Source organism: Paraburkholderia sp. (assembly GCF_026225065.1).
GTDB lineage: Bacteria > Pseudomonadota > Gammaproteobacteria > Burkholderiales > Burkholderiaceae > Paraburkholderia.
Map to the genome: position 1 here is coordinate 1 of NZ_JAMFSB010000114.1, position 12,953 is coordinate 12,953.

At 60.2% G+C, this 12,953-nt stretch carries 13 protein-coding genes; 2 read left to right on the forward strand and 11 right to left on the reverse strand.

Translation table 11 applies throughout. The features are described from left to right. Positions 1-666: ABC transporter ATP-binding protein (locus tag M0954_RS09220; RefSeq protein WP_297352786.1), on the reverse strand; the 666-nt coding region annotated here is incomplete at its 3' end. A gap of 138 nt (positions 667-804) precedes the next feature. Then, the gene (locus M0954_RS09225; protein WP_122155039.1) at positions 805-1,905 is read right to left on the reverse strand and encodes a polyamine ABC transporter substrate-binding protein; all 1,101 of its coding nucleotides are present in this window, start codon (positions 1,903-1,905) and stop codon (positions 805-807) included. A gap of 422 nt (positions 1,906-2,327) precedes the next feature. Between M0954_RS09225 and M0954_RS09230 the strand changes: the two genes are divergently transcribed. Further along, entirely contained in the window at positions 2,328-2,531 is a 204-nt protein-coding gene (locus tag M0954_RS09230; protein WP_122155040.1) for a DUF1289 domain-containing protein, read from the forward strand. Between the two features lie 81 nt (positions 2,532-2,612). On the opposite strand, the gene M0954_RS09235 is transcribed toward M0954_RS09230, so the two are convergent. The 7 genes from M0954_RS09235 to M0954_RS09265 all read right to left on the reverse strand — a co-directional run bounded on the left by M0954_RS09235 (position 2,613) and on the right by M0954_RS09265 (position 10,373). Continuing rightward, positions 2,613-3,269 (reverse strand): OmpW family outer membrane protein, encoded by a 657-nt coding sequence (locus tag M0954_RS09235; RefSeq protein ID WP_297352775.1) that lies wholly within the window; start codon positions 3,267-3,269, stop codon positions 2,613-2,615. Positions 3,270-3,338: 69 nt separating this feature from the next. Continuing rightward, positions 3,339-4,529 carry a nitronate monooxygenase family protein gene (locus tag M0954_RS09240; protein ID WP_297352777.1) on the reverse strand — a complete coding sequence of 397 codons (1,191 nt, stop codon included), beginning with the start codon at positions 4,527-4,529 and terminating at the stop codon, positions 3,339-3,341. 28 nt (positions 4,530-4,557) lie between these two features. Then, positions 4,558-4,890, reverse strand: a complete 333-nt coding sequence (cyoD, locus tag M0954_RS09245; protein WP_122155042.1) for a cytochrome o ubiquinol oxidase subunit IV — start codon at positions 4,888-4,890, stop codon at positions 4,558-4,560. Then, complete coding sequence (gene cyoC / locus M0954_RS09250; protein ID WP_297352779.1) at positions 4,891-5,499, reverse strand: cytochrome o ubiquinol oxidase subunit III; 609 nt, start codon at positions 5,497-5,499, stop codon at positions 4,891-4,893. It abuts the gene before it with no gap. Next, the gene (gene cyoB / locus M0954_RS09255) at positions 5,499-7,508 is read right to left on the reverse strand and encodes a cytochrome o ubiquinol oxidase subunit I (RefSeq protein WP_297352780.1); all 2,010 of its coding nucleotides are present in this window, start codon (positions 7,506-7,508) and stop codon (positions 5,499-5,501) included. The genes cyoC and cyoB overlap by 1 nt, the downstream gene beginning before the upstream one ends. A 3-nt stretch (positions 7,509-7,511) precedes the next feature. Further along, positions 7,512-8,408 carry a ubiquinol oxidase subunit II gene (gene cyoA / locus M0954_RS09260; RefSeq protein WP_123387708.1) on the reverse strand — a complete coding sequence of 299 codons (897 nt, stop codon included), beginning with the start codon at positions 8,406-8,408 and terminating at the stop codon, positions 7,512-7,514. A gap of 372 nt (positions 8,409-8,780) precedes the next feature. Beyond that, the gene (locus M0954_RS09265; RefSeq protein ID WP_123387709.1) at positions 8,781-10,373 is read right to left on the reverse strand and encodes an ABC-F family ATPase; all 1,593 of its coding nucleotides are present in this window, start codon (positions 10,371-10,373) and stop codon (positions 8,781-8,783) included. A 200-nt stretch (positions 10,374-10,573) separates the two neighbouring features. Here M0954_RS09265 and M0954_RS09270 point away from each other — a divergent pair, with 200 nt between their 5' ends. Next, complete coding sequence (locus tag M0954_RS09270; RefSeq protein WP_122155046.1) at positions 10,574-10,780, forward strand: dodecin; 207 nt, start codon at positions 10,574-10,576, stop codon at positions 10,778-10,780. A gap of 138 nt (positions 10,781-10,918) precedes the next feature. On the opposite strand, the gene M0954_RS09275 is transcribed toward M0954_RS09270, so the two are convergent. Continuing rightward, positions 10,919-12,013, reverse strand: coding sequence for a BMP family ABC transporter substrate-binding protein (locus M0954_RS09275; protein ID WP_297352782.1), 1,095 nt, complete (start codon positions 12,011-12,013; stop codon positions 10,919-10,921). A gap of 116 nt (positions 12,014-12,129) precedes the next feature. After that, the coding region (locus M0954_RS09280) for an ABC transporter permease (RefSeq protein WP_297352784.1) at positions 12,130-12,953 on the reverse strand (824 nt) is incomplete at its 5' end.

Sequence of the window (12,953 nt, forward strand, 5' to 3'; positions counted from 1 at the left end):
GCTCATCACCGCTAGCCGGGCCGCCATCGTCATCGCCTCTTCCTGATCGTGAGTGACCATGATGCAGGTGACGCCGACCTTGTCGAGGATGTTGACCAGCTCGATCTGGGTGCGCTGGCGAATCTGTTTGTCGAGTGCGGACATCGGCTCGTCGAGCAGCAACAGCTTGGGCCGCTTGACCAGGCTACGCGCGAGCGCCACCCGCTGCTGCTGGCCGCCTGAAAGCTGATGGGGCTTGCGCTTGGTAAAACGCCCCATCTGCACGAGATCAAGCACCGTCTGCACGCGCTCCTGCAGTTCGGCCTTCGGCACGCCCTCCTGCTTCAGGCCAAAGGCCACGTTCGCCTCGACCGTCATGTGCGGAAACAGCGCATACGACTGGAACATCATGTTGATCGGCCGACGATACGGCGGCATCTGCGCGAGGTCCTCGCCGTCGATCAGAATCTTGCCCGACGTCACGGTCTCGAGCCCCGCCAGCATGCGCAACAGCGTGGACTTGCCGCAACCGGAACTGCCCAATAAAGCGAACAGCTCGCCCTTCTTCACCGACAGGCTGACCTGCTTGACCGCAACCGTCTCGCCAAACTTCTTGACGACATCGACGATCTGCACGAAGTTTTCCGCTGCATCGCCCGCAGCGGCATAGCTGCCCGGAGGCGGCATGCCGGCCGCCGCCAGCACACCCGACTGGTCACTGCTCATAATGTGGTACTTCGCTCCTGCATTTGACGAACAAAGCCCCCGGTGAACGCCGGGGGCTTGGTGAACATGCCTTGCTATCGACCATTCAATCCGCAGACTTTAACGGCCGGACTTGAATTCAGTCCAGAGCCGGGTCTGCAGTCGCTGGATCTCCGGCGGCAGCGGCTTGAGCAGGAACAGCGTCTTGATGACTTCAGGCGGCGGATAGACAGCCGGGTCGTTCGCTACGTCCTTGTCGACATACTTGCGCGCTTCGAGGTTCGCGCTCGGGTAGTAGACCTCGTTGGTGATCGCGGCGTGGACCTGTGGCGTCTCAATGTAGTTGATCCACTCGAGCGCGGCTTCCTTGTTCTTCGCGTCCTTCGGAATCGCCATTACGTCGAACCAGACCGGCGCGCCACCCTTCGGAATGTAATACTCGATCTTGTACGGCTTCTTCGCCTCGACCGCGCGGTGCTTCGCGATCACCACGTCGCCCGACCAGCCATAGGCAAAGCAGACGTCGCCGCCGACGAGGTCGTTGATGTAGCCCGACGAGTTGAACTGCGTGATGTACGGGCGGATCTTCTTCAGCATGTCGAGCGCAGCGTGATAGTCAGCCGGGTTCGTGCTCATCGGATCCTTGCCGATGTAATGCAGCGCCGCCGCGAACATCTGGTCAGGAGCGTCGAGCACCGAGACGCCACACGCCTTCAGTTTCGAGATGTTTTCGGGTTTGAACAGAATGTCCCAGTTGTCGAGCGGGACGTTCTTGCCGAGGATCTGCTGGACTTTGGTGACGTTGTAACCGAGACCCGTCGTGCCGTAGGCCCACGGATCGGCGTATTTGTTGCCCGGATCGGCGCCGGCGACGAGCGCCATCAGCGAGGGATCGAGGTATTTCTGGTTAGGCAGCTTCGATTTGTCCAACGGAGCGAAAATGCCCGCGGCAATCTGTTTGCCGGCGTAGTTGCTGGTCGGCACCACGATGTCATAGCCGGAATTGCCGGTCAGCAATTTGGCCTGCAGCGTGTCGTCGCTGTCGTAGTTGTCGTATTTGACCTGAACACCGGTCTGCTTGGTGAAGTTCGGGATCGTGTCCTTGGCGATGTAGTCAGACCAGTTATACACGTTCAATTGCGTATCTTTTGCGCCAGCCGTGAGCCACGGCGTAGCACACAGCATCAGCGCTGCGAGTTGACGCACTACCAGTTTTTTCATCCCGTTCTCCGATCCGTCGGCCTCGGCCGACCGTCTACTCCACGTGCCGCGGCGCACCGCCCGCGGCTCCCCTGAAAAACCCGAAAACTACCACTAATTATTGCCCGCTTCAAAAAAACCGCGAAGCTGTCGCGCAAAGGGTACAGCGCAGACGGTTCGCGCGAGCGCGCCAGCTTGTTCGTTCGATACAAAATTGCGCGCAATTTTAGCGGGTTATGGCCGCCTGTCCACCGGGAAAAAAAGACCGCCCGCGAGTCGTTTCCCGTGCACGGGTTTTGACAGCAAATGAAGTCTATTTGTAAGGAAGTGTGGCGCGAGGAAGCGGCGATGTCACGGGCGGCGGTACGATGGTCCGCTCAGAGGGAATCCGCCGCATCGGTTAACATAGCAGGACCTTCCTGCTTCCCGTCCCAAGGTTTTGAATGGCCTCGAATCTCCACGCTCTTCCAGACAGCCCGTGCATCGGCGTCTGCTCTACGCTCTTCGACGAAGTCTGCAAGGGCTGCGGGCGCACGGCCATCGAGGTTTCGAACTGGGTTTTCCTGAGCGATGAGGAAAAACGCGCGGTGTGGGTGCGCATCGAACAGGAAGGCACCGCTATGCGTTTCAAATACGACAAGCTGTGACAGCGAGACTGCCCGGCTCGTGACGGTTCTGGAAGAACCGGGCGCGGCATGAAAAAACGCCGGGAAATCCCGGCGGCGTCATCAGAAGCGCATCCCGACACCGAGTCCCACCACGACTGGATCGATGTCCAGCCTGCCCAGCGATGCCCCGCCGAGCGACGCGTCGGTTCTCATCCAGATTTTCTTGATGTCCGCATTGACGAACAGGGACTTCGTGATCTGCACGTCGACGCCCGCTTGCACGGCCGGCCCGAAGCTGTGGTTGGTGATCGAAATCGGCTGACCATTCAGGTTCAGCCCGTTGTTGTAGAAATACGTGTAGTTCACGCCTGCGCCCAGGTACGGCCGGATGCGCCCCTGGTGGTTGAAGTGATATTGCAGCAGCAGGGTGGGCGGCAGCACGTTCACGCCGCCCAGATTGCCGAGGCTCGATGTCACCTGGTGACGCGATGTCCCCAGAATCAGTTCGACACCCAGATAGTCGCGGATCATATAGGTCAGATCCAGTTCCGGCACGATCGCATTGTTGACGTTCACGTTCAGCGCCGACAAGGTGTTGTTCGCGGACACGTTCGGAATGATGCTTATGGCCCGCAAACGCACGAGCACGTCGCCCGCATGGATGCCGTTCATCGCGTCGTCGCCCTCCGCGCGGGCCTGAGACGCTGCGAGCCCCATGCCCAGCACGCACGGCGCGATGACCGCGGCTTTGATTCGATTTCTGATGCTGTACTTCATGCTGTTCCCCGTTTGGTTGATCGTTGCGGGGATTGTCGAAGCTTGGCGCCCGCGCCGTGTTGACAGGCGTCAACTGAGCGAATACGTCCATCGTCCTGCGACAGCCGGTCGCGCCGAACCGGTCAACAGCAACTCGATCAGGTCGCGAACGCTGCGAATGGCCGTGCCAAACGGCAACGCCTCGCGGCCGCGGAAGAACAGTCCATTGGCCACATCGCCACGCAGCGCCGCGGCGAGTCGCGTGTCGATACAGAAGTGCCCGAACTTTTCGATGCCATCACGCAGACCGCACACGCTCAGGCATTCGAGCGCCGTGGGACAGGCGCTCCTGAGCGTGCCGATCTTGTCGCGAATGCGGGTTTCGTTGCGCAGATAACGCATCAGCCAGGGCGTTTTCACGGCGCGCGCCGGCAGCCCCGTGACGCTGACGAATTCGACGATATCCTCAGGCGCCGCCTCGGCCAGCACACGCTTGAAGTTGGGGTGCGCGTCGCCCTCTTCCGTGACAGCGAACGGCGTACCAAGCTGCACACCGTTCGCGCCCGCCGTCAGCCAGGTCCGCACGGCCTCATGGCTATTGATGCCGCCCGCGACGATCAGCGGCACATCCTGCCGGCTCAAGCCAAGCGACGCAAACACCGTCTCCAGTTCCTCGAACACCCTCGCGAAGTCGAAGCGCCCGTCCCGCATGTCCGCCAGGTTCGTTACGCCAAGATGGCCACCGGCGTGCGCCGGATGCTCGATCACGATCGCGTCGGGCAAGCGCCCCTTCTTCATCCACTTCTTGAGCACGAGCGCAATGCCGCGGGCGTCGGACAGAATCGGGATCAAGGCGATATCGTGGTCTCGCGTCATATCGGACAAGTCGAGCGGCAGACCGGCACCCATCACGATCGCATCCGCGCCGCTTTCGCAGGCGACCCGCACATAGTCCGCTTGGGCATTGACCGCCTTCATCACGTTGACGGCAATCATGCCCCGCCCTTCGCTCAAGGCGCGGGCTGCGTGGATCTCGCGCGCCAGCGCCGTGAGATTGGCAGCCTCGAGCGTCGCACGGTTGGGGTTGGCGCGGCACACCTCCACCAGATCGGCGTGATGGTGACGCAGATCGATGCTGGCGATCGTGCCAAGCGCGCCCTCGCGGGCTACGCTGCCGGCGAGCCGGTGGGCGGAAATGCCGACGCCCATGCCGCCCTGGACGATTGGCAACAGCGTGCGGCCGCGGATCACCAGCGGGGCAAAGGAATGAGATGAGTGCATGAGGTCTGTCATGAAAGGCTCGCGCCAACTACCGCGACATCATGTTCATGCTGACGTTATGCATCACCCACATCGTGCCGCCGATCAGAATGATCGCAGCGACCGCGGTGTAGCAAAACGCCATCACATTCCATCGTTGCCCGGACGACGTATTCAGGTGCAGAAAAAACACCAGATGAACCACGATCTGCACCAACGCCAATACGGCTAGCGCGACCATTGCTGTCTGCGGCGGGAGAACACCGCGCACGACCAGACCGAACGACGCAGCCGTCAGCAGCACCGCCAGCACAAACCCGGCGACGTAGCCGGATACGCTGCCGTGCGATTCTTCTTCATGAAGCGATTGCGTATGAGCCATTTAGAGCACGCTCCCAAGGTAGACAAACGAAAATACGCAGATCCACACGATGTCGAGAAAGTGCCAGAAGAGACTCAGGCACGCGAGGCGCGTGATCTCGCGCTCGGACATTTCAGGCTTGAGGACAATTTGCACGGCGAGCACCACCATCCAGATGAGGCCCACCGTGACGTGCAAGCCGTGCGTGCCGACCAGTGTGAAGAACGAGGAAAGGAACGCGCTGCGGCTCGGCCCGGCGCCTTCGGCGATCAGGTGCGAGAATTCCTGCACTTCGAACCAGAGAAACGCCAGACCGAGCACAAAGGTAATCGCCAGCCACCCGAGCACGACGCCCGACTTGCGCTTGTGCGCACCGAGCATGGCGAAGCCGTAGGTGATACTGCTCAACAGCAGCACGGCCGTCTCCAGCGCGACGCCCGGGATATCGAACAGATCCTTTCCGGTGGGGCCGCCTGCGAACTGGTGCGCCATCATGGCAAACACCGCGAATAGCGAGGCGAACAGCACGCAGTCGGTCATCAGGTAAAGCCAGAACCCGAACACTGAATGAGAGGGCGCGTGCTCGCTTTCCAGCTCGCCGGCCGCGGCAAGATGAGTTGTCTGTGACATCAGTTGACCTCCACAGCGGCAAGCCGCTCTTCATGCTTCGTTTCGCTTGCCCTACCGCCCCGCTCTTCAATCTTCCGGACCGTCTCGGCCGGGATGATGTAGCCGTCGTTGTCGCCGAAGCTGCGCCCGATCACGGTCGCCATGATGGCGACCAACGCTGCCACGGCGAGCCACGTGATGTGCCAGACTCCCGCGAAGCCCAACAACAGGCTGAAGATGCCGATCAAGAGACCCGCACTCGTATTCGACGGCATATGAATGTCGCGGTACGCCGCTTCCTTGCCGAGACCGTGTCCGGTTTCCTTCATATGCGTGAACGCGTCGAGCTCATGCACCACAGGGATCGTGGCAAAGTTGTAGACCGGCGGCGGCGACGCCGTGGCCCATTCGAGCGTCCGGCCGTCCCACGGATCGCCCGTCACGTCGCGGTATTCGGGCAGCTTGCGATTGCGCACGCTGACGATCACCTGCAGAACCTGGCAAACCACACCCAGCGCAATAAACACCACACCGCAAGCGGCGGCGATCAGCCACGGATGCCATGCCGGGTTGTCATAGTGGTTCAGGCGCCGCGTCATGCCCATGAAGCCGAGCACATAGAGCGGCATGAACGACACATAGAAGCCGACGAACCAGAGCCAGAAAGCGGCCTTGCCGAGCCTCTCGTTCAGCTTGATGCCGAACACTTTCGGGAACCAGTAGTGAACCCCGGCCAGATAACCGAACACCACGCCGCCGATGATGGCGTTATGGAAGTGGGCGATCAGAAACAGGCTGTTGTGCAGGACGAAGTCCGCACCGGGGATAGCCATCATCACGCCGGTCATGCCACCAATCGTGAAGGTGATCATGAAGCCGATTGTCCATAGCACCGGGGTGGTGAATTCGAGGCGGCCACGATAGATCGTGAACAGCCAGTTGAATATCTTCACGCCAGTCGGAATGGCAATGACCATGGTCATAATGCCGAAGAAGGCATTGACGTCCGCGCCGGAGCCCATCGTGAAGAAGTGATGCAGCCAGACGAGGAACGCCAGCACCGTGATCACGCACGTGGCATAGACCATCGTCCGGTAGCCGAACAGCGGTTTCTTCGCGAAGGTCGCGATTACTTCCGAATAGATGCCGAAGGCAGGCAGAACCAGAATGTAGACCTCGGGGTGACCCCAGGCCCAGATCAGGTTCAGATACATCATCGCGTTGCCGCCGCCGTCATTCGTGAAGAAGTGCATGCCGAGATAACGGTCCAGACCGAGCAGCGCAAGCGCGATGGTCAGGATCGGGAACGTCGCCATGATCAGCACGTTCGAGCACAGCGCGGTCCACGTGAACACCGGCATCTTCATCAGCGACATGCCGGGCGCGCGCATCCGGATGATGGTAACAAAGAAGTTGATGCCCGTGATCAACGTGCCCACGCCCGACAGTTGCAAACTCCAGATATAGTAATCCACCCCCACACCCGGACTGAGCTGCAATTCGGAGAGCGGCGGATACGCGAGCCAGCCGACCTGCGCAAACTCGCCGATTACTAGCGACAGGTTGATCAGGATCGCGCTGATCGCGGTCATCCAGAAGCTGAGCGAGTTCAGGAACGGGAACGCGACGTCGCGCGCGCCGATCTGCAGCGGCACGATCAGATTGAACAGGCCTACCATCAGCGCCATCGCCATGAAGAAGATCATGATGACGCCATGCGCCGTGAAGATCTGGTCGTAGTGATGCGGTGGCAGATAGCCCGGCGAGTGATAGGCGAGCGCCAGTTGCACGCGCATCATGACCGCGTCGGCAAAGCCGCGCAGCAGCATCAATACGGCCACCACGATATACATGACGCCGATCCGCTTGTGATCGACGCTGGTGAGCCATTCGCTCCACAGCCATTTCCATTTGCCGAACCACGTCAACGCACAGAGCGTGGCAAGGACGAGGACCGCCATCAGGGCGCCCGCGCCCATGATGATGGGCTGATCGAACGGAATCGCCGAAAGTGTCAGTTTTCCGAACATGTGTTACCCCTTCGTACTGCAATTGCTGTTCTGCAGATCGAGAACGTTGCCGTTGTTGTACTTCGCAATGATGTTGTGGAACAGCTTCGGATCGACCGATGAGAAGTAGCGCACGGGCTCCTTCTCGCTGGGCTGCGCCATCGTGTTGTATTCGTTCATGTCGAGCCGGCCGGCCGACGCCTTGATCTTTTCCACCCACGCATTGAATTGCTCGGGGTTGGTGGCAAGCGCCCGGAACTTCATGTCGGAAAAGCCCTTGCCGCTGAAATTGGCTGAGACGCCGGCGTAGTCGCCGGCCTCGTCCGCGACGAGGTGCAACTGCGTCTGCATGCCAGCCATGGCGTAGATCTGGCTGCCCAGGCGCGGAATGAAGAACGAGTTCATGACCGAGTCCGACGTGATCAGGAAATTAACGGGCGTACCCACTGGGAAAGCCAGTTGATTGACCGACGCAATGCCGAGATCCGGATAGATGAAAAGCCACTTCCAGTCGAGCGCCACGACTTCGACGTTGATCGGTTTCACCGCCGATTCGATGGGCTTGTAGGGGTCGAGTTCGTGCGTGGTCTTCCACGTCAGCACCCCGAGGCACAGGATGATGATGGACGGCACGGTCCAGATCACGACTTCGATCGCCGTGGAATGCGCCCATTTCGGTGCGTAGGTCGCGCGGCGGTTGCTGGCTCGGTAGCGCCAGGCGAACCAGAGGGTCATCAGGATGACCGGCACCACGACAATCAGCATCGTGTAGGTCGCTGTGCCGATCAGCGATTTCTCCGCTACGCCAATGCTGCCTTTTGGATCGAGCACATCGAGCGTGCTGCAGCCGGAAAGGCTTGCTGCCAGCGCGCCCCCCAAGGGTATCCATACCCTGTTGTTAAGGACTCCCTTGTTCATCATATTTTCCTGCTTTTCATTGAGCCACCCCTGAAATCCGCTGCACCTTCGCAACACGCAACCCACGCAGTTAAATGCGTACGCCGCCGGATTCTACGAGTGAAAGCTCAGGCGAAATTTGATCTTCGCCAAGGAAAGTGCAGAGCGGATGTCAATTTTTGTGGAGGCGGGAACGGCACGCCCGAACAAGAGGGTAGACAGCGAGCAGCGACCTGATTGCCGGCAAGGTACCGGGCATTCGTGGGAGATAGAAGAAAGGAAAGCTGGGGGAGAGTGAGGCGCGATCGAATCGCGTTACTGCAGGAATCGCGTTGTACCCATCATCGGATCAGGATGGCTACAACGCGAGTTACATCATAAAGCGGCAAGCGCCTCTTACTGCACGCCCTGGCTAGCCAGGAAATCCTCGTAATTCCCACCGAAGTCATACACCGTGCCATCCGTGCGCACTTCGATAATCCGGTTGGCGAGGCCGCTGACAAACTCACGGTCGTGCGATACGAAAATCAGCGTACCTTCGTATTTATCGAGCGCGATCTGCAGCGATTCGATCGACTCCATGTCCATGTGGTTGGTCGGTTCGTCCATCAGCAGCACGTTGTGGCGGCCCAGCATCAGCTTGCCCCAGATCATGCGGCCCTTCTCGCCGCCCGAGAGCACCTTCACAGACTTGCGGATGTCGTCTGCATTGAACAGCAGACGGCCCAGCGTGCCACGCACCATCTGCTCGTCGTCGCCTTCCTGGCGGTACCCGTCGATCCAGTCCATCAGCGTGACATCGTCCGGAAACTCTTCGTACGTGTCCTGCGGCATGTAACCGAGATTTGCGTTTTCGGCCCACTTCACCGTACCGTGCTCAGTCTTGACGCCACCTTGCAGCGAACGCAGCAGCGTGGTCTTGCCAGCGCCGTTCTGCCCGATGATGGCAATGCGCTCGCCCGGCTGCACGCTGATGCTCAAGTTGCTGAAAATCGTACGCTCATACTTCTTGGTGATGGTGTCGGCCACCACGGCGATGTTATGCAGCTTCTTCTCGTATTCGAAGCGGATGAACGGGTTCTGCCGCGACGAGGGCTTGAATTCCTCGATCTTGATCTTGTCGATCATCTTCATACGGCTGGTCGCCTGACGGGCTTTCGACTTGTTCGCCGAGAAGCGGCGCACGAAGTCCTGCAGGTCGGCGACGCGTTCCTTCGCCTTCGCGTTGGCGTTCTGCTGACGCTCGCGGGCCTGCGTGCTGGCCAGCATGTAGTCGTCGTAGTTGCCCGGATAGACCTTCAACGTGCCGTAGTCCATGTCTGCCATGTGGGTGCAGACCTGGTTCAGGAAATGTCGATCGTGCGAGATGATGATCATCGTCGAGTTGTACTGGTTGAGCACGTCTTCCAGCCAACGGATCGAGTTAATGTCCAGGTTGTTGGTCGGCTCGTCCAGCAGCAGCACGTCTGGCTTCGAGAACAGAGCCTGGGCGAGAAGCACGCGCAGCTTCCAGCCCGGCGCCACGTTGCTCATCGGGCCGTTGTGGTCTTCGATCGCAATGCCGATGCCGAGCAACAGTTCGCCCGCGCGCGCTTCGGCCGTGTAACCGTCGTACTCGGCAAACTTCGCTTCGAGTTCGGCGGCGTGCATATAGTCGTCGTCGGTGGCGTCCGGATTCGCGTAGATCGCGTCGCGCTCCGTCATGGCGGCCCACATTTCGGCGTGGCCCATCATCACGACGTCGAGCACGCGTACGTCTTCGTAGGCGAACTGGTCCTGGCGCAGCTTGCCCAGACGCACATTCGGTTCGAGCATCACGTTGCCCGAACTCGGCTCCAGATCGCTGCCCAGAATCTTCATGAAGGTCGATTTGCCGCAGCCGTTCGCACCAATCAGGCCATAGCGGTTCCCTCCCCCGAATTTGACGGAGATGTTCTCGAAGAGGGGCTTTGGCCCGAATTGCATGGTGATATTTGCGGTAGACAGCACGGCGCGTCCTTTGAATAAATTTGCGGCGAACAACCCAACATTTTAGCAGGTTATCAAGATGTTAGCCCGCATCCGGCCGCTTTTACCGCCTGTAAACCCCGCCACGCACCGGGCACGCCGCGTGCGCCATGACTCGGCAATGCGCATGGGGCACGATTGCCTATACTTTTTTCACTAACCTGAAGATGAAGGAGGAGATGATGAAAGACCACGTATACAAGCAGATCGAACTGACCGGATCATCTGAGAAATCAAGCGACGATGCGGTTCGCACCGCCATTGCAAAAGCGTCCAAGACCCTGCGCAATCTACATTGGTTCGAAGTAACCGAAACGCGGGGCCATATCGAAGATGACAAGGTCGTGCACTGGCAGGTGACCATCAAGGTCGGTCTGCGTATCGAATAAGGAAAAAAAGCTGCGCCCGCGAGGACGCAGCCCTTTAAAGCAGCGGCTGCTAAACCACCGCCTGGTCGACTGTTTGCGCTAGCCGGCACGCGGCGGGGGCAATCGCCCGGCCGCGCGACCCGCCAAGGTGCATGGCGATTACTTCGGCAAGTCGCCGTCCACGCCTTCCACATACCAGTTCAGACGCTGCAGTTCCGGATCGCCCAGCGTCTTGCCGGCCGGCACCGTCACGTTGCCCGTCTGATCCTTGATCGGACCGGCGAACACATCCCACTTGCCGCTCGCAATCTGGTCGCGCTTCGCCGCGACATCCTTCAGCGCGTTGGCCGGAATCGCCGATGTGTTCAGATCATCCAGGCTGACGGCCTTCTGCGGAATACCCCACCACACCGGATCGTTCTTCCACTTGCCGTCCAGCACCTGCTGGACCACCGCGGTGTAGTACACGCCCCAGTTGCCGACCACCGAACCCAGGTGCGCGTCAGGACCGAACTTCTTCATGTCCGAATCCCAGCCGAACGCATGCACGTGCTTTTCCGAAGCCGTTGCCAGCGTGGCGCTCGAATCGGTGTTCTGCAGCAGCACGTCGGCGCCTTGCCCGATCAGCGTTTCCGCGGCCTGCTTTTCCTTGCCCGGATCGAACCAGCTATTGATCCAGATGACCTTGGTGTGGACCTTCGGATTCACCGAACGCGCGCCGAGCGTGTATGCGTTGATGTTGCGGATCACTTCGGGAATCGGCACCGAGGCCACAAAGCCGAGCGTATTGGTTTTCGTCACGTAGCCCGCGGCCACGCCGGCGAGGTATGCGCCCTGATACATCCGTACGTCATAGGTGCCGAAGTTCGGCGCCTTCTTGTAGCCGGTGGCGTGCAGGAACACGGTGTCCGGGAAATCCTTCGCAACCTTCAGTTCGAAATCCTGATAGCCGAAGCTCGAACCAATGATGATCTTGTTGCCCTTGTTCGCCAGATCGCGGAACACGCGCTCCGAGTCGGCCGATTCCGGCACGTTCTCCACGCGCGTTACCTTGATCTTGCTGCCGAACTTGGCCTCGACCTCCTTCGAGCCCTGATCGTGCGCATAGGTCCAGCCGGCATCCCCCGGGTTGCCGAGGTAGACGAATGCCACGCCGGGCACGTCGGCCGCCTGCGCCGATTGCGTCAGCGTGACGCCGAGACTGAGCGAAAGCGTACCCAGCGCCGCGGCAGTCAGCAGATTTCTTCTCTTCATGTTTTCTCCTGTCGTGTGATTGATTCGTTCAAGCCGTGAAGCGGGTTTGTGCATGCTACGTATGGAGTGAATCTGAAACCTGATTTGAAACTCGAGCGCATGGCCTACTGGCCCCCCTAGCCCGCCGCGAAGAACGGCTTGCCGAGCGAGGCCGGCGCGTTCAGGCGGATCGTGTTCGGATTGCGCGAGATCAACACCAGCACCACGATCGTGGCGACATACGGCAGCATCGCGAGAAACTGGGTGGGCACAGGCACGCCGATCGCTTGCGCATAGAACTGCAGGCCGGTCACTGCACCGAACAGCAGCGCGCCGATCAGCAGACGCCCCGGGCGCCATGTCGAGAACACCACCAGCGCGAGCGCGATCCAGCCGCGGCCGGAGGTGAGTTGCTCCTGCCACAGATGCAGATTGACGATCGAGTAATAGCCACCGGCCAGACCCGCCATGCCGCCGCCGAATGCAACGGCGCCGTAACGCACGCCGATCACAGGGAAGCCCACCGAATGCGCCACCTGCGGCGACTCGCCCACCGAGCGCAGCACGAGGCCAGCGCGGGTGCGATAGAGAAACCAGCCCACCACACCGAACATGATGAAGGCGAGGTAATCGAGCGGCGTGAGACTAAAGAATGCGGGCCCAAGCACCGGAATCTTCGAGAGCAGCGGAATCGTCCACGTGTCGATCGACGCGCGCACGGCCGCGGACGTATAGGGCTTGCCGACATAAGCCGACAAGCCAATGCCGAAGATCGTCAGCGAAAGACCGGTGGCAACCTGATTGGCCAGCATGGTCAGCGTGAGAAAGCCGAACAACAGTGACATGGCGAGCCCGGCCGCAATCGCCGCGAGCACGCCGAGCCACGGACTACCGGTGACGGCAGTGACCGCGTAACCACTGACGGCGCCCATCAACATCATGCCTTCCACGCCCAGATTGA